The 16589-nt window shown below is 65.9% G+C and carries 15 protein-coding genes and 3 pseudogenes; 10 read left to right on the plus strand and 8 right to left on the minus strand.

Translation table 11 applies throughout. The features are described from left to right. Nucleotides 1-54: 54 nt before the first annotated feature. Nucleotides 55-540 carry a DUF1269 domain-containing protein gene (locus J3486_RS24295; RefSeq protein WP_207823699.1) on the minus strand — a complete coding sequence of 162 codons (486 nt, stop codon included), beginning with the start codon at nucleotides 538-540 and terminating at the stop codon, nucleotides 55-57. Nucleotides 541-819: 279 nt separating this feature from the next. Between J3486_RS24295 and J3486_RS24300 the strand changes: the two genes are divergently transcribed. Then, a complete protein-coding gene (locus tag J3486_RS24300; protein ID WP_207824087.1) occupies nucleotides 820-1524 on the plus strand; it encodes an SDR family oxidoreductase in 705 nt (234 codons plus the stop codon). A 264-nt stretch (nucleotides 1525-1788) separates the two neighbouring features. Here J3486_RS24300 and J3486_RS24305 read toward each other — a convergent pair whose 3' ends face one another. The 5 genes from J3486_RS24305 to J3486_RS24325 all read right to left on the minus strand — a co-directional run bounded on the left by J3486_RS24305 (nucleotide 1789) and on the right by J3486_RS24325 (nucleotide 8204). Next, a complete protein-coding gene (locus tag J3486_RS24305) occupies nucleotides 1789-4512 on the minus strand; it encodes an AAA family ATPase (protein WP_307804917.1) in 2724 nt (907 codons plus the stop codon). 88 nt (nucleotides 4513-4600) lie between these two features. Beyond that, the gene (locus tag J3486_RS24310) at nucleotides 4601-5470 is read right to left on the minus strand and encodes an alpha/beta fold hydrolase (protein WP_207823703.1); all 870 of its coding nucleotides are present in this window, start codon (nucleotides 5468-5470) and stop codon (nucleotides 4601-4603) included. Nucleotides 5471-6032: 562 nt separating this feature from the next. Beyond that, entirely contained in the window at nucleotides 6033-6500 is a 468-nt protein-coding gene (locus tag J3486_RS24315; protein ID WP_307804918.1) for an SsgA family sporulation/cell division regulator, read from the minus strand. Between the two features lie 398 nt (nucleotides 6501-6898). Next, nucleotides 6899-7330, minus strand: coding sequence for a universal stress protein (locus J3486_RS24320; protein WP_207823705.1), 432 nt, complete (start codon nucleotides 7328-7330; stop codon nucleotides 6899-6901). Between the two features lie 373 nt (nucleotides 7331-7703). Continuing rightward, complete coding sequence (locus J3486_RS24325; RefSeq protein WP_207823707.1) at nucleotides 7704-8204, minus strand: cupin domain-containing protein; 501 nt, start codon at nucleotides 8202-8204, stop codon at nucleotides 7704-7706. A 153-nt stretch (nucleotides 8205-8357) separates the two neighbouring features. Here J3486_RS24325 and J3486_RS24330 point away from each other — a divergent pair, with 153 nt between their 5' ends. The 6 genes and pseudogenes from J3486_RS24330 to J3486_RS44990 form a co-directional block, all read left to right on the plus strand. Continuing rightward, the gene (locus J3486_RS24330; protein WP_207823710.1) at nucleotides 8358-9350 is read left to right on the plus strand and encodes a LysR family transcriptional regulator; all 993 of its coding nucleotides are present in this window, start codon (nucleotides 8358-8360) and stop codon (nucleotides 9348-9350) included. Nucleotides 9351-9531: 181 nt separating this feature from the next. Next, nucleotides 9532-9768: a hypothetical protein gene (locus tag J3486_RS44295; protein ID WP_229378514.1), complete on the plus strand. Its 237-nt coding sequence runs from the start codon at nucleotides 9532-9534 to the stop codon at nucleotides 9766-9768. 171 nt (nucleotides 9769-9939) lie between these two features. Beyond that, entirely contained in the window at nucleotides 9940-10413 is a 474-nt protein-coding gene (locus J3486_RS24340; protein ID WP_207823712.1) for a DNA starvation/stationary phase protection protein, read from the plus strand. 59 nt (nucleotides 10414-10472) lie between these two features. Further along, nucleotides 10473-10721, plus strand: a complete 249-nt coding sequence (locus J3486_RS24345) for a DUF2630 family protein (RefSeq protein WP_207823713.1) — start codon at nucleotides 10473-10475, stop codon at nucleotides 10719-10721. Nucleotides 10722-10878: 157 nt separating this feature from the next. Then, a pseudogene (locus J3486_RS24350) lies at nucleotides 10879-11826 on the plus strand (glucose-6-phosphate dehydrogenase); the annotation flags it as partial. Between the two features lie 60 nt (nucleotides 11827-11886). Then, nucleotides 11887-12237: pseudogene (locus J3486_RS44990) on the plus strand (OpcA/G6PD domain-containing protein); the annotation flags it as partial. Between the two features lie 441 nt (nucleotides 12238-12678). Here J3486_RS44990 and J3486_RS24355 read toward each other — a convergent pair. Next, nucleotides 12679-12936: a hypothetical protein gene (locus J3486_RS24355; RefSeq protein WP_307804919.1), complete on the minus strand. Its 258-nt coding sequence runs from the start codon at nucleotides 12934-12936 to the stop codon at nucleotides 12679-12681. Nucleotides 12937-13322: 386 nt separating this feature from the next. Further along, nucleotides 13323-13742, minus strand: a pseudogene (locus J3486_RS24360) (MarR family winged helix-turn-helix transcriptional regulator); the annotation flags it as partial. Between the two features lie 533 nt (nucleotides 13743-14275). Here J3486_RS24360 and J3486_RS24365 point away from each other — a divergent pair. The 3 genes from J3486_RS24365 (at nucleotide 14276) to J3486_RS24375 (ending at nucleotide 16323) form a co-directional block, all read left to right on the plus strand. Further along, the gene (locus J3486_RS24365; RefSeq protein ID WP_229378515.1) at nucleotides 14276-14416 is read left to right on the plus strand and encodes an alpha/beta fold hydrolase; all 141 of its coding nucleotides are present in this window, start codon (nucleotides 14276-14278) and stop codon (nucleotides 14414-14416) included. Nucleotides 14417-14452: 36 nt separating this feature from the next. Then, entirely contained in the window at nucleotides 14453-15172 is a 720-nt protein-coding gene (locus J3486_RS24370; RefSeq protein WP_207823720.1) for a hypothetical protein, read from the plus strand. A 131-nt stretch (nucleotides 15173-15303) separates the two neighbouring features. Further along, nucleotides 15304-16323, plus strand: a complete 1020-nt coding sequence (locus tag J3486_RS24375) for a zinc-binding alcohol dehydrogenase family protein (protein WP_207823723.1) — start codon at nucleotides 15304-15306, stop codon at nucleotides 16321-16323. Nucleotides 16324-16589: the final 266 nt, after the last annotated feature.

The raw sequence follows: 16589 nt of genomic DNA on the forward strand, positions 1-16589 counted from the left end.
GAAAAAAGTCCGGGGAGGCTGGCTCCCCGGACTTCTGGCCTGCCAAGGCCCGTGCTAGGCGGCGAAGACCTCTCGGAGTTTGGCCTCATCCTGCTGAGACAGGTTGCTGCGGATCAGCTCGGCCGCACCCTCGGGAAGGGCCTCGTGGACGCGGTCCACGACGGCATCGGAGGTGAGCAGGAACAGCGCCGAGGTGCCCGGCTTGACCTCGCCACGGACGCCGGCGATGAAATCATCATCAATGCCGACGTCAGCCAGCGAGCCGCCAAGAGCGCCACCGAGTGCGCCTACGGCTGCCCCGAGCAGTGGCACGAAGAAAATCAGTCCGAACAGCAGGCCCCAGAAGGCGCCGGACAGCGCTCCGGCTGCCGCGAGGTTGTTCAACTGCTTGGTTCTGGGGCGCTCGCGCCCCTCCGGCCAGGTGACGACGGCCGCGTCGTGTACCTGGAGCAGGCCCTGCTTCTGCAATGACAACAGGGTTTCTTCCACATGGTCGGCGCCGTCGGGGGTGGGGAACCTCCAGGCGGTAAGAGTGGTCACGAACGCTTCCTTTCGGCAAGGGATCACTGCGGGCAAAGGCCACGCGGGCTGCGGGGGTCGGTGAGCGCCGTACTCATGGCGCATCCGTTTGAGAAATGCATGGGCTGCACAGTCCGCCTCATCACACGTGATGCCGTGTGGCAGAAACATGTGCATCAACCAAACCGGCGGCTGATCGATCGGATACCGGCAAAGACATTCTGCCATCTCCGGTTGAAGAATGAAACCGATCGGTTTACAGTTCTTGAAACCGATCGGTTTATTCACGAGGAGGACATTATGACGTCGCTCAACGGTGCAGTGGTGCTTATCACCGGCGGCAGCCGCGGCTTGGGACACGCGCTGGTGGAGGAGTCCCTCGCACGCGGTGCAGCCAAGGTGTACGCCACGGCGCGCGACCCGCGCACGGTGACGCACCCTGACGCGGTACCGCTGGCACTCGAGGTAACCGATCCTGCCTCCGTCACCGCGGCGGCCGAACAGGCCGGAGACGTGACCGTGTTGATCAACAATGCCGGCGTCTCCATCAACGCCTCCCTCCTCAAGGCGCCGTTGGACGACGTCCGACGGGAGTTCGAAACGAACTTCTACGGCCCGCTCCAGGTGACGCGCGCCTTCTCTCCTGCCATCGAGCGCAACGGAGGCGGCCACATTCTGAACGTCCACTCCGTGCTGTCCTGGATCGGGATGGCCGGCTCATACAGCGCTTCGAAGGCCGCCCTGTGGTCGGCCACCAACTCCTTGCGACTGGAGCTGAAGCCCCGCGGCATCGATGTCACCGGACTGCATGTCGGCTATGTCGACACAGACATGACGGCAAATGTCGACGCCCCCAAGTCCACCCCGAAGGATGTCGCCGCACAGGCGCTGGACGGTGTCGAGAGCGGAGCGTACGAGGTGCTCGCCGACGAAATGTCGCGCAAGGTGAAGGCGAACCTCGCCGCAGACATCGCCACCATGTACCCCCGACTTATGGAGAAGTGACGCACATCCTCATTTGATGCAACCATAGGCATCCCACGTCGGCCCGCGCCGCTGGTCGGCGAGGGATGCCTGTCGCTGTGCAACAGCTCGTTCGGCACGTCCACATCACTGCGCTGGCGTTCAGACTGGAATGAATAGCGCTGCTAAAAATCAGCCTATGGTGCACACGTTTTCAACGTGCACAGCTCTTGCATCTTCTGCCCTTTCGGGCAATAACTCGACATGTGGAATCCAAGCCCCGCCCGATGGGTACTCGGCCGGTCATCACGCGCTGCTCACCTCATCGAATTCGCCGAGCGCGTCGCGCAGTGCGGCGCGGGAGGTGATACCGAGCTTGGGAAACACCCGGTAGAGGTGTGCGCCGGCTGTACGGGGAGAGATGTTGAGCTGCCTGCCGATCTCCTTGTTGGAAAGTCCGCTCGCCGCGAGCTCCGCGATGCGGCGTTCCTGGGCGCTGATCCTGACTCCTGCCCTGGTGTCGGGCACCCCGACACCAACGCCGGCCGCGCGCAGTTCGTCGCGGGCGCGCTGTGCCCACAGCGGAGCCTTCAACTGCTGCTCGAACAGTTCCAACGCCGCGCTCAGCTGGACACGAGCGGCCTTGTACTCCCGACGCCGCCGGAGCCACTCGCCGTACCACAGGCGGATGCGCGCGTACTCGTACTTCCAGAGCGAGGCGTCCGGGACGGCGAGGGCTGCCTCGTACAGTTCCCCTGCCCGTTCGTCGGGCGCGGTGAGCGCAACAGCCCCGGCGAGAATGATCGCGAGGTGCGGCGAGATGGTGTCGACGCGCGCCTGCCGACCCGCCTCGACATGCGCACGGGCCTCTTCGGTCCGCCCTGTCCGCATGGCGGATTCCACGAGGTCCAGGAACACCCGCGAGAAGTGGGGGTAATGCGGGGGCAGTTCTCCCGGCGGCGTCAGCGCGGAGGTCAACAGGTACGCCTCTTCGAAGTCGCCCCGTCCGACGGCGGCTCGCGCCCAGGTCTCGTTCGGGGTCGTCATCAGCAGCTGCATACGTCGCGGTTGGGCCCACGCGACGATCGTGTCGCAGTGCTTGCGCAGGGCTTCTTCGTCCCCGCGGCCGGATGCGACCATGGCCAGACCGTACGTGAAGATGATGTGGACCAGGTTGTAGTCGTGTTCGGTGGCATCCGCGATACCTTGCGATGCGATCGCCTCGATCTTGTCCCATTCGCCCCGCATGAAGGCCTCGTGCGCCCGGGCCACCACGCCGAAACGCAGGCTGTCGTACGCGCTGTGCCCCACCGCGTCTCGCCAGACGCCGTCGTAATAGGTGAAGCAGTCCAGGTACATCGCCGTGTAGATGAGCCAGTTCATCCGCCACAAGGGTGTGTCGGGCGACAGGGTGGCTGTTGCGCGGTCCAGTCGCTCCCGCACGTCATGCGCGGTCCGCGCTGGATCGGCGACGCTGTCAAAACACATGCGCGCGAGCTCGGAGACCCGGTCCAGCTCGTTGTACACGGCCGTCCAGAGTTCTGGACGGCCGCCCCACACCGCTGTGTTGAGAAGTACGTAGAAGGCGTCGTCAAAGGCGTCCACGTCTTTCGGCTCGGTGCTCGGGGGCGCGGCCGCCATCGCCTGAGGAAGGATGCGGTACACCGCATCGATGTCTCCCTCCCGGTGGAACTGCACGTAGGCGGCGGCCGCCGCGCCTCGCAGCGTCTCCGTGGTCTGGGCGCTGGCCAGTTCGTGGGCTGTGTCCAGCAGGCCGGCGACGCCGGCGGCGAACGCGGCTTCGTCGAGGCGGCGGGTGCGTTCCGCGGGATCCTGGCTCAGGTCGGCCGCGCGACGGTACGCCGTGGCAGCCTCCGCGGCGCCACCACGGGCCATGGCATGCTCTGCGGCACGGGTGAGTTCGATGGCGACCCCTTCGTCGGGGGCGCTCGCGGCATGGGCGAGATGCCAGGCCCGCCGCTCCGGCTCCCCTCTCAGAATCTCTGCGAGCGCACCATGCGCCGCCTGACGTCGTCCGCCCGGGGACATGTGGACGACGCAGGACCTGACCAGAGGGTGCCGGAAGGTGATCTGCTCGCCCAGATGATCGACGCGGACCAGCCCCATGCGCTCGGTCGTCTCCAGCTGCCCTTCGTTCCACCCCTCCCCCGCTGCGGTCTGAGCAGCACGGATGTCTGCCAGGTTGCCAGGGCGCTCGCCGTCGAGCGCCGCCATCAACAGGGTGAAGCGCGTCGCGGAGTCGAGTTGCCGAATGCGTTCGGCGAACACGCCCTCGAGGCGGCTGCCGAGGGGCAGCGTCGCGGGGAGTTCCTCGGCGCCGGCCCGCTGCGCATCGGTGAGCTGGCCCGGCAACTCGACCAGAGCGAGCGGGTTCCCTTCCGACTCGTGCAACAGCCGCCGCCGCGTCGGCTCGGCCAGTCCCGGGTGGCTGCTGTCCAGCAGCTGCAGGGCATCGGGGGCCGCCAGCGGTCCGATGTGCAAGACGGGAAGCCCCGTCGGGTCCATAAATCCGTGCCCCCCACCTCGGGAGGCCATGACGAAGGCTGCCCGGCAGGTGCTGAGCCTGCGGGTGACAAAGGTCAGCACCTCGGCGCTGGAACGATCGATCCAGTGCACATCGTCCACCACCACGCACAGAGGCTGCCGCCTGGCTGCGGCCTGGAGCAGGGCCAGGGCCGCAGCCGAGATGGCGAAGCGGCTGGGTGTCGAACCGTCACGGATGGAGAGGACCTGTTCCAGCACACCGCTCTGGAAGGCCGGCAGTTCCGCCAAGTGATCGAAGAGTGGGTAGAGAAGCTGGTGCAGTGCGGAGAACGCAAGTTCCTGTTCACTCTCGACACCGACAACCTGCAGCACACGCAGGCCGTCCGCGCGGGCGTGGTGGGCCATGGCCTCCAGCAGCGCGGTCTTCCCCACGCCGGGGTCGCCCAACAGCAATAGCGCTGTTCCCGCGTTCTTCGCCTCGGCCAACAGCACGTCGAGTGCCTGAAGCTCAGATGTACGGCCCACCAACGACAACGTTCCTCCCCGGTCCCCAAGGGCAATTGCCCCTGCCAGTACCCAAATGGTGCGTGGGCGGAGCGGGTCGGTACATCCGTCAGTTGACTGGCGTAGAACGATTCTGTGAGTTTTCGGACAAAAAGGCCAGCGCCTCCCGAGCGAACGCCTCGTAGTGCTGGAACATGAAGCCGTGACCCGAATCGGGATAGGTGCGCACCTTCACATCGGGCAGCAGGCTCGCCAACAAGTACGACGCGCTGGGCGGGGTGACCAGGTCTTGATCCCCGAGGGCCACGAGCGTCGGCTGCTTGATCGCTCTGAGCCTGTTCAGTGCCTCGTGGTCGGGGGTGCCCCATTCGACCATTGCCTCGTACTGCGCTTCCCTGGCCTCTCGGCTGGCCGGCAGGTCCCGGTCGTGCTCGCGTTCGATGTACCGGCCCAGGAACTCCAGCCCGCTGCGCTGACTTGACTCCGTGTGGTTGAAGAAGGTGTAGAGGTAGTCCTCGAGCCTGGGATCGTCAGCCTCGGATCGGGCGAGGATGTTGTCCGACCAGCCGTGGATACCGGGCCCCCCACGCGGGGCGGTGGCGGCAAGGATCATACGGCGCACTGCTGCGGGACGGCGGAGTGCCAGCTCCTGGGCGGTGTAGCCGCCCATCGAGAAGCCCAGTACATCCACCTCGCGCACACCGACGGCCGCCATGAACGCAAGGGCGTCGACGGCTGTGTCCCTGATGGTCCGCGGCGTGGTTCCTGAACTGAGACCAACACCGGCATGGTCGAAAGCGATGACATCGCGTTCGGTCGCCAGCGCGTTGATCAGCGCCGGATCCCAACTGTCGAGCGTGCCGCGAAGATGCGACAGCAGGAGCAACGGTGGCTCCGAGCCGGAAGTACCGCAACGACGGTAGGCGTACCTGAGACCGCTGGCGGTGTAGGCGGTCTGGTTCGGTGCGTCGACGTACATCTCATTCCTTCAGTGGGGGGCGTGCTCCCCACTGAGCAGGAGCACGTTACGTCAACGAGTCTGTCGACACCGCCTGGCCCAGCCATCGGGCATTTGACCATAGGTTTCATTCCGTCCGGTCACGTATACGCAGCGTAAGAACTCCCAGTGCCACAACTGTGCCCGGACCTGCACCGAAGCCCGAAAGCCTCACTGGCGAGCGTTTCACTGACGACGACGGCCGATCAGAGTCAGGTGGAGTGACCCCCGCAGCGGGCTTGCTCCGCATAGCCAGATGCACCGGATACACGACCTTCGTCGCTTCCGACGCGTGACGATTCGCTCGGCGACAAGCCCTTCCAAGGTGCTGCGCACGACCTGCGCAATCGGCGTCTGACCGGGATATCTGTTCACCATTAGGGTCCAGGGTTCCTCGGCCAGGCATCCGTCCTCTCTCGACGGGCGTCTCTTTGGTTGCTCCCGTCACGGGAGGTTTGCGAGGCGCCGAAGGCTCGCGATGCCCGAACACGCATCTGGCCCTGCACCCCGAACCCCCATTTGCTGAAAGTTCGTTGCACTGTGTTCATACGGGTGGGAGCAGACTCTCGGTCAAGGCGTCCCAGTCCAGGTACGTTCCTTCGGAGCCGGAAGGAACCATGGCGTAAGTGTCCTCCAGCCACCGGCGCACAACCGTCAGGTCGGCCACGAACGTGGCACTTCCCTCTGGCACCTCGAGTCTCAGATACAACAAAGACCTGCCGTGCGGCCCTCGTGTGGGCCACACTTTGAAGTCGCCCTCTCCATTGGGACGCTCGACGCCGGCGTACAGCAGATCCCGACCGACCACCCAGGTGACGCCCCTGTCCGCGGTCACCATGAGCCTGATGCAAACGGCGAACGGATCGTCCGCGCTGTAGGTGAACTTGCAGTCGATGCTACCCATTTCCGGGGGAGCCGACAGGAAGTGGAGCTTGGTGAGGAGCTCGATGTGGCGCCCGTGCTCTGTCATCTGGTCAACATCCTTGCTGTCGAGTGGCGGGCTGCGCAGCACACCGAACCCCTGTGTTCCGCGGCCCTGAGTCTTGTCGGTGAACCATTCCGGTGGTTGGTGTCCCCGCCCAGCGCGCCTTGGCCCGTGGGGACAGCCACGTCCGGGTGGCCCTTCCGCCCCTGGAGGCCGGTTCCACCGCCGGAAATGCCACGAGGGCATGGGACGACCGTGCGCCGTCGAACGTGTTCATCGGCAACCTCCGTAACGTGCTTGGGGCTTCAACCCTGGCGAACGCAGGCGCACTGGTTATTGGTCGTCTGACTGTCGCTTTGTTCACAGGAGGGACGGCGCACACCCGCCGCTACGTGTCAACGCACTGACGCCGGCGTCCAGAACGTGAGGCGGGCAAGGGGCCCACTGTTCCGAACGCCGGCGTCAGCGGCGGTGAGGAGGGGAGGTTACGGCTTGGCCGACTCCTCCGGTACCAGGAGTACGGCGACCCGGCTGTTGTGGGCGACGGCGTCGCTCACTCGCGGGGTGAAGAACGCGGCGACCGAACTCCTGTGATGGGGAGTGACGACGATCAGGTCGGCCTTGAAGTCCTCGGCCGCGGCGGAGATGATGGCGGGCACTTCGGGGATCAATCCATGGACCAGCTGTCCGTCAGCCTGTACACCGAGGTCACGGAGCGCCGCGAGCGACTCTTCGAGGAGCGTTTTCCCTTCGTCGTCCTCCTCCAGAACCATCACGGCGCCCGCCGCCACAGTTGCCGCGACGACGTGGAGCACATGGACCCTGGCTCCTGTCAGCTTTGCCATCTCACCGGCCGTCGACAGGGCTGTCGGGCGAGCCTCGCTCGGGTCGATGGCGACCAGAATGCGTTCGTACATGGGACGTCGTCCTTTCTCCACCAGCACGGCAAGCATTTCCGCGGTGGCATGGATGGGTGGGGTCATCAGTTCGGAAGGCGCTCGCGTCGTCCGGTGTACTCGCTCACGCGTGTGGGTCGTTCTTCACCACGGCCGGCCGACAGTTCCTTGAGCGTCCAAAAAATATAGCCGGTCACTCTTATGTGCCAATGTGACCCCGCAGTCAGCGACCCGAGCGACGTCCCACGCGGCGCAGACCACAGTCATACGACTGATGCCCTGTCACACGGGCTCTCCTAGCCTCAACTGGCCGGACCGATCTCCGTCGGCCGAACGAATGTCGCCTGAAGTCCGGGCACAGACGGCGCTTCTGGGCAAGGTCGCAGGAGCTCTGTCAGGGCACCAAAGGAGGCCCGACGATCTGAATGCCGTGCGCCGCTGCCACTCGCGTCAGCTCCTCCGGGTCGAGCCCCGGGCCCGCCGCTGGCGGCATGATGCCGTCGAACGGCACACCTGCTTCCTCCACGAAGGCGTCGAAACCCCCGCCCGGCGTGTGCAGTGTCAAGAAACGCGCCGTCGGGGAGGTCACGACGAAGCCGTGGGCCAGCCCACGAGGCAGAAGAGCCAGCGCTCCCGCGCCCACACTCCGCACCTCGTTTCCGACCTCGACCCGAAGGGTGCCGTCGAGAATGAAGAACGTCTCCTCGTCGGACTCATGCAGATGCAACGGCGACATGTATCCGCGTTCACCGGTGTGCTCCAGCAGCGCGTAGGCGCCAGCTGTGTCGGCTGCCTCCGCACGCATCCGCACCAGACCGCCGAGGAACATCACCGCTTTCTGTGTGTCGGCGTCCTTTATGACAGGGGTCGAGATGTTGCCGGGCAGGTAAGTCACTGCTCTCCTCGCTTCAATTTCGTTCTGCTCACATTCGAGCAGAGCGAAGTGCGCCCGGTCCAAGACCGATTCGTCATCGGCTGATGCCGAAACGGGATGCGAGCACCGGCGCCTTCCCTTTTTCCCGTAACAAGAGACCGAGACAGGTTCGAAATGACAGACCACTCCCCCGATGCCCTGGCGGACCACCAGGCCACCCGCCCCGAGCCCGATATCGACCCGCGACTTCTGAGAGCGTTCCTCGCGGTCGCCCAGGAAGGTCACTTCGGCCGTGGCGCGGACACCCTCATGGTCGCGCAGTCGGCCCTGAGCAGACAGGTGCAGCAACTCGAACGCCTACTGGGGGTATCACTGCTCACACGTACGTCGCGGGGGGCGCATCTGACTCCCGCGGGGCGGCTCGTGGTGCCGCACGCCGAGAACGCCATCGCCCAGAACCGGCGGCTCGTCCGCCTCGCCAGGTCGGCGGCGAAGGGACGGTACGAAATGACGATGCTGAGAATCTCGGCACCGCTGCCCAGTCCTCCTGGCGGACTGCTGGCCGAGGCGGTACGTCACTTCCGTTCCACGCACCCGGACGTGCAGGTGTCGGTGGCAGGGCTGGACGACCGTGACATCGCCGCCGCACTACGCGACGGCCGCGTCGACGTGGCTCTCACTTGGGGTGGCGACCTCGGCGCCGATCATTCTCAGGTTCTGCTCGATGAGAGCGCCAGTGCCCTCCTGGGGCGGCACCATGTCTGGGTCGGGGCACTGGAGATGCCCCTGAGCGCGCTGGCCGACGAGCCGATCCTCTTCCCGGTGCTCGAACGCGGTCACTGCTGGAACGCGCTGCAGGAGATGGCCGCCGCCGCTCAGGTGCGGCTGACGCCCCTGCCAACAGCACCCTCGGCAGTGCCCGACCTTGTTGCCGCCGGTCTGGGGGTGTCCGTCGTGCCGACATCCTTCCGCTTCGGGGGCTACTCGGACGTGGCTTTCGTACCGTTGCCAGGTCTGCACCACCGCATGAGCGTTGTGTGGCACGGCGAAGACCAGCCTGCACTCGTGGCGGATTTCGTCGCCTCATGCCGCGCCGCGGCAACGGGGCTGAGTACCTCACACCCTGACATCTGGCATCTGCCCGTGCCGTCCGCCGTCGGCCGGTGAGGAGGGGCACGACCCGCGGTCCTCCTCACTCGCCGTCACCTTTCACCTCACCAGGGCTAGCGGTGTACCGAAGGGGTCTTTCTGCCGTCACTTCAAAAGCAAGCAGGAGCTCGCCGCCGCAATCGCTCGCCAGAACGCCGGGAACGCGCATAGCGATGTGTTCGGCGCCGACGACCGCTCCGTGATCGAGCAGCGACGGGACAACTTCAGCGTCCACGCCGTCCGGATCAAAGCCACGGGCGTCGAATACGAATGCCTATTGATGACCATGGCCCGCTCGGGCTTCGGGTCTCATTCCTTCCAGGTGCCCCCGAAGCTGGGCGTCAGCGGCCGTGCCCAGCTTCGTGACGTGTTGGGCAACACGGCCATGACGCAGGGACGCACACCGGACATGCCTCGATCTCCCAGCGTGTGCTGAAAGCACGACCTGTTGCTGACTGAACTAAGTCATACGCGCACAGACACCTGTGAACGTAGTAAGTCAAACAACGGATCGCCCCAGAGGGTGCCCCGCTGAAGAATGGGCGAAGGTACTTCACCGACCTCAACCACGGCCGAAAACGCTGCCCGACAGAAGGAAAGAGTCACAATGACCATCATCACGAGTCCACTGGCCGAGCAGGAGCGCGATGCCACCGGAGTCCTGCTGCAGAACACCCTTGTAGATCTGCTGGACTTGTCCTTGGTAGCCAAGCAGGCGCACTGGAACATCTATGGCCCGCGCTTCCGCACCATCCACCTGCAACTCGACGAGGTCGTGACCACGGCCCGGGACTACGCCGACCAGGTCGCCGAACGAGCGGCTGCAGTGGGGATCAGTCCGGACGGCCGGGCCACCACAGTCGCTGAACACAGCGGGCTGCCCACCTTCGTGTCCGGCTGGATCAACGACGAGAAGGTGGTCGAAGCTCTCGTTCAGGTCTTCTCCACTCTCATCGGCCGAATGCGTACCCGCATCGACGAGGCGGGCCGGACGGACGCCGTGACTCAGGATCTCTTCATCTCGCTGACGGCGGCTCTGGAGAAGCAGAGCTGGATGTTCCAGGCAGAGAACCGCGGCTGACAGGTCGCTGCCACACAGTGGCAGCGCCAAGCACGCACCCGATCGTAAGGACAAGGACCATGGAATCCGACCAGCGAATCCTTCATCGGATCACAGAGATGGCCGACGAGGAACGGCTCCTGCGGGAGACCCTGAGCAGGAATGCGGCGGGGGCGGCCGAGGACCGCGGCAGGCTCGGAGAGCTCGAACGCGAGCTGGACCAGTGCTGGGATCTGCTGCGACAGCGACGGGCCAAGGCCGAGTTCGGGGAGAACCCTGACGAGGCACACGCGCGCCCGCAGTCACAGGTGGAGAACTACCGGTCCTGACACACAGGGTCTGGGCGAGCGAGAGCCGTCCGCTCCGCCGCCCCGTCAACGTTTCACGAAAACCGGCAGGAGCCAACGTGTTCGCGTGTCCGACAGGGGCAGCCGCCCCTGTTGCTGCGGTCCTCACGGGGCCGTCTCACAGAAGGAAACCTCTGTGATGAGCCGGCCGAACGGCAACCCGTTGCGTGATCCAATTGACCGGCGGCTTCCGCGTGTCGCGGGGCCGTCGGGCTTGGTGATCTTCGGCGTTACCGGCGATCTGTCCCGCAAGAAGCTGATGCCTGCCGTGTACGACCTCGCCAATCGGGGCCTGCTGCCCCCGGGCTTCTCGCTGGTCGGGTTCGCCCGCCGCGAGTGGCAGGACGAGGACTTCGCGCAGGAGGTGCACGACGCGGTCAAGCAGCACGCGCGGACGCCGTTCCGCGAAGAGGTCTGGCAGCAGCTCATCCAGGGGATGCGCTTCGTCCAGGGCAACTTCGACGACGACGACGCCTTCGAGACCCTGAAGCACACGATCCAGGACCTCGACAAGTCCCAGGGCACGGGCGGGAACTTCGCGTTCTACCTCTCCGTACCCCCCAAGTTCTTCCCCCAGGTCGTGCAGCAGCTCAAGAAGCACGGTCTGGCGGACGCCCCCGACGGCTCGTGGCGGCGCGCCGTCATCGAGAAGCCGTTCGGCCACGATCTCGCCTCCGCCAAGGAGCTGAACGCGATCGTGCACGAGGTGTTCGACCCGGACCAGGTGTTCCGGATCGACCACTACCTCGGCAAGGAGACGGTCCAGAACATCCTGGCGCTGCGCTTCGCGAACCAGATGTTCGAGCCGATCTGGAACCGGTCGTACGTGGACCACGTGCAGATCACGATGGCCGAGGACATCGGCATCGGTGGCCGCGCCGGCTACTACGACGGCATCGGCGCCGCCCGTGACGTCATCCAGAACCACCTGCTGCAGCTGATGGCCCTCACCGCCATGGAGGAGCCCGCCTCCTTCGACGCGGACGCGCTCGTCGCGGAGAAGGCCAAGGTGCTCGGCGCCATCAGGCTGCCGAAGGACCTCGGCAAGGACACGGTCCGCGGCCAGTACGCGGTCGGATGGCAGGGCGTGGCCTGGACCCGGCTGACACCCTGGCGATCGGCACTCGCCGCGGCCCTGGACCAGGCCGAGGTCGAAGTGACGTCGGCGACGGTAGAGGCCGAGGCGGGCAACCCGAGTGCGGAGTTGCTTGCGCGCTGGCTGCAGGTTGGCCTCGGCAGGAGCATCGACCGGAAGATCAGCGCGGGGCCGGTCATCACCGGCGTACGTCTGGGCACGGCAGACGGCGAAATCGTCATCAACCGGTCCGAGGGGCCTCTGGCCACACTCACACTGCCCGGCCAGCCCACGCACAGCCTGGCCCTGAAGATCCGCTCAACCTCCGAACTCATCAGTGAGGAGTTGCGGCGTCTCGATGCGGACGAGATGTACGCCATCGCTCTACGCGGGGAAAGCAGCACCGACACCCGTCACATCTGACGGTCCGCATCGCAGAGTTGGTGAGTGACGGCGCTCATGAGGCAGGGCGGAATGCTCCGCAGAAGGCATTGAAGACCGCATGAGAGCCCGGTTCGCAAAGCGCGGCAGGGCTGGTCCGTGCAGTGTGAGACGGCGTCCTGCTCCCGGCACAGCCTGAGGCAGCGGGGGCTTGTTCAGAGCGTGCGTGGGTTGTTTCACCAGAGCGTCGCGGCTGCGCAGATCGGCGCTCGTCCGTCGTGTCCCAGCGGACGACGGCCCACAGCTGGGCCGCTCCGTAGAGAATTCCCTAGCCGCCTGCTAGCCATCAGCATGCCCCGGGGTGTCACATCGACGAGCTTCGATGACGGATTCGGGGGCGGGCACCGGCCAGCACGGCGTTGAGATCCAGCCGGGCAGTCAGCGCTCAACGCACTGTTCCCGGCAGTTTCCTTCTTTGCCACCTCAGTACGAGCCCGGCGTGTCAGACGCTCGGCGGGGGCCGGGCGCAGCCGACGTCTGTACCAACCCGGCCCGCCGCCAGTCGGCCACATGCTGCTCCATCATTCGGCGAACATACGAAACGTCGGCCCCCCACGCGTCTCCCAGTTCCGCGGCAGCGCATGCCAGGTCACCACCGGACTGGCGCAGGACGATCCAGATGGCGCTGGCCTCGGGCGCGTAGAAGTAGGGCACGCCGTGAGGCGACAGCAGCGTGAGCACCCCACTCTCCGTGATGCCTGCCGTAACCCCGGCTGCTATCACGATGTACACGTCGTCACGTTTCCCCTCGGGCCTCTCGTGCAGACGGCGCGCCTCAGATGTCCGAAGCCGCCCCGAACACGTTCCCCTAGATACGCGCGAAGCCCTCACGGCGGTCGATGTGAAGGCACCAACGTGCAGTTCTCCTGCCCTAACGTGACACTGTGTCGGCGAATCTGCCCCGCAACCGGCCGCTGCTGGTGATTTCCAGCTTGGGGTATGCCTGGTAAATGTGGTACCTGCAGCTGCCGCGGCTGAGGTAGTCAAGGCAACGTCCTCAGCGCTCAGCCACTCGGCGCCGAAGACCGCCTCCGCAGGAGGCGGTGAGGCGGCTCGGGCCGACGTCAACCGAAGCTGGCATGCAGCCGGTTCATCAGACTGATGAGCTGACCGACCTCGTCGTCGGTCCACTGACTCAGTCGCTCGGCGACGAGATTCGTGAACCGTCGGGACAGGTCCTCGAGTCGGCACATGCCGGCGGGCGTCAGGCGCAGAGTGCGCGAGGGACCGGCTTGAGATTCCGGGAGCCGCTCGATCCAGCCTCGGGCCGCGACGTACGCGACGTGCCTGCTGGTCACCGCCATGTCCACGGCCAGCATTTCGGCGAGCTCGCTCACGCACATGTCGCCATGGCGACCGAGCAGCGTCAGCACGGCAGACGGGCCGGCCGCGCAGTCGGACGGCAGGATTCGCTGGATGTCCCGTTTGACGACGTCGACGTCGCTGAGCTGTCGGGCCAGCTCTTCGTACTGCGCCCGTTGAACCATCGGATCTCCTGAGGTGACGTGCTTGCAGCAGTTCTGCATGCTCACACCAGACTCCCCTGCGATGCATGTCATCCTTATCCGTCATCCGACCCACACGTAGCTAAAACGTGTCGGCCGAGCGGACACCTCTCGCCGATGAGAGCAGTCAGGTCAGTGGGGCGTCGCACGGCGCAGGCACCGACCACGGGGCTTCGATGCCGCCATCGCGGGACCCACCAACCGGTCAAGACACAGACCACAAAGTCTCCACTTCGCGTGGTCATGCTGAATAAGTGGCAGGACATGGCCCGGCGACAGGATCGCCTGGAGCCGCCGGCGCGAACCTTTGTGGAACGGACGGTGAGCCCGCGGAAGCTGCTCCGGCTGCGTCATCCGAAGGATTCCCACCCCGTTCCGGCATGGAGAACCACCCTTGAACGCCGTTACCCATCACACCGCACCCACCCGGTTCGTCGAGGCCGACAGTGTCCGCTTCGCCTACCGACGGCTCGGCCCCAGCGGCGGGGTGCCGCTGGTCATGCTGCAGCACTCTGATGATCCCGACCAAGGGCAGCTACCTGCTCGCCGGCCTGATCCCGGACGCGCAGATTCGCATCTACCCCGACGCGGCCCACGCGTCGCTGTTCCAGTACCCGGCCGAAGTGGCCAAGGACGTCAACACCTTCCTCGGCTGAACCGCAGCATCCACCTCCTCTCCTCAGGAGCACACCGTGTCCGACCTGCTCAGCACCGTCTTTGACGCCTACGGCGGCCGCTCTCGATGGGAAGAGGCCAACCGCATCAGCGCCCGGCAGTTCTTCGGCGGTGCCCTGTGGGGAATGAAGGGCCATCCCGGCGCTCTGAACGACGTCGACGTCACCGTCGACCTGCGCCATGAGCACGTGACCCAGAAGCCCTTCTTCGACCCCGACCACCAGGTGTCGTTCACCGCTGACCACGTAGCGGTGGAGGACTCCGCCGGCAACGTGATCGAGGAACTGGCCGACCCGCGCGCCTCCTTCGAGGGGCATGACCTGATGACCCCGTGGGACAGACTGCAGCTGGCCTACTTCTCCGGCAGTGCCATGTGGACCTACTTGGCCGAGCCGCTCTCTCTGACCTATCCCGGAGTGCGGACGGAGGAGATCGATCCGTGGACCGAGGACGGGGAGAAGTTCCGGCGCCTGCACATCGTGTTTCCCGACACCATCGCCACGCTCAGCACCGAACAGACCGTGTACGTCGACGCGCAGGGCCTGATCCGTCGGCGGGACTACAGCGTGGAGATCGCCGGGAACACACCCGCGGCCCACTATATCTCCGGCCACCAGGAGGTGTCCGGCCTGATCGTCCCCACCACGCGGATGATCTACAGCCGGGACGAGAACGGTCGCAAGATCCCCGAGCCTTTGGTCGTGTCCGTGCAACTGGAGAACGTCACAGTCTCCTGACACGCTCAGATCACTACCTCGGTGGCGCCGGCAGGGAGCCGGCGCCCCCCTGCGGTACCGGGCGACAGGACGACGGATATCCGCAGGTATCTCGCCACCATCAGAACAACCACCCAAAGGAGCCCTCCGACATGACCACAACGATGCGTGCCGTCGCCTACCGCGCGCCCCTGCCGGTGACGGACGACGAGTGCCTCCTCGACATCGAGCTCCCCGTGCCTGAGCCCGGCCCACGGGACCTCCTGGTCCGGGTCGAGGCGATCGCCGTCAATCCGGTCGACTACAAAATCCGCCAGCAGGACCCGGACGGCAAGGAGCGAGTGCTGGGCTGGGACGCCGCCGGCACGGTCGTGGCGACCGGCTCCCAGGTGGAGTGGTTCAAACCGGGCGACGAGGTCTACTACGCCGGGGCCCTCGACCGACCGGGGGCCAACTCCGAGTACCACGCGGTCGACGAACGGCTCGTCGCTCTGAAGCCGGCCAAGCTGACCTTCACCGAAGCGGCGGCCCTGCCGCTCACCTCGCTCACCGCGTGGGAGGGACTGTTCGAACGGCTCGGCCTGCACCACGACCTGCTCGACGAGACGGGTTCACTGCTGGTGACCGCCGCCGCCGGGGGTGTCGGAGCCATGGTCACCCAGCTGGCCCGCGCCCTCACCGACCTGACCGTGATCGGGACGGCTTCGCGCCCCGAGACCGTCGAATTCGCCCGGCTGATGGGCGCCCACCACGTCGTCGACCATCATCAGCCGTTGACGCCGCAGCTCTCGAAGGTGGCCCCCGACGGCATCGACCACGTCTTCAGCACCGCGGGGACCGACCGCAACCTCGCCGCGTACGCCCAAGCGCTCAATCCGTTCGGAAAAGTCGTCGCGATCGACGACTTCGACAGCCTGCCCGTAGGCCTGCTGAAGCCGAAGAGCATCAGCTTCCACTGGGAGTTCATGTTCACCCGTTCCCTGTTCCACACAGGGGACATGGACCGGCAGCACAAGATCCTCACCCAGGTGGCGCGCCTGGTGGACGCCGGTGTCCTGGTCACCACCGCGACACGTGACCTGGGCACCGTCAACGCAGCGCATCTCCGCGAAGCCCACAGCATCATGGAATCAGGGACCTCCGTGGGCAAAGTGACCCTCACCGGCTTCTGACACGCTTGTGCCCGGCGCGACGCGCGCCGGGCAGTGCCATCCACTGATGGGCCCCCGCCGCGAGCGGTACCGCGCCGAAGCGCCTGCGCGAACACCTGGCCGCCCAGTTCGAGCACCTCCGGGCGTGCGGCACAGACTTCGTCTGTCCACTGGACGGCTTCGCCAACGATGGTGAATCATGAATCAGCTGGCGAAAGGGGCGGGGACCGCACGCGAGGCACTGCGCTCTGAACCGATGCCATCAGTACAACGATCGAAGAGGGCCA

The sequence above is a fragment of the Streptomyces sp. VRA16 Mangrove soil genome, from assembly GCF_017377775.1.
Classification (GTDB): domain Bacteria; phylum Actinomycetota; class Actinomycetes; order Streptomycetales; family Streptomycetaceae; genus Streptomyces.

Excerpts from the sequence above, each read along its gene's own strand:
- J3486_RS24330 (WP_207823710.1), top strand. The coding sequence starts at position 8,358 with ATGACAGACCACTCCCCCGATGCCCTGGCGGACCACCAGGCCACCCGC.
- J3486_RS24375 (WP_207823723.1), top strand. The coding sequence starts at position 15,304 with ATGACCACAACGATGCGTGCCGTCGCCTACCGCGCGCCCCTGCCGGTG.
- J3486_RS24345 (WP_207823713.1), top strand. The coding sequence starts at position 10,473 with ATGGAATCCGACCAGCGAATCCTTCATCGGATCACAGAGATGGCCGAC.
- J3486_RS24320 (WP_207823705.1), bottom strand. The coding sequence starts at position 7,330 with ATGTACGAACGCATTCTGGTCGCCATCGACCCGAGCGAGGCTCGCCCG.
- J3486_RS24340 (WP_207823712.1), top strand. The coding sequence starts at position 9,940 with ATGACCATCATCACGAGTCCACTGGCCGAGCAGGAGCGCGATGCCACC.
- J3486_RS24365 (WP_229378515.1), top strand. The coding sequence starts at position 14,276 with ATGATCCCGACCAAGGGCAGCTACCTGCTCGCCGGCCTGATCCCGGAC.
- J3486_RS24310 (WP_207823703.1), bottom strand. The coding sequence starts at position 5,470 with ATGTACGTCGACGCACCGAACCAGACCGCCTACACCGCCAGCGGTCTC.
- J3486_RS24300 (WP_207824087.1), top strand. The coding sequence starts at position 820 with ATGACGTCGCTCAACGGTGCAGTGGTGCTTATCACCGGCGGCAGCCGC.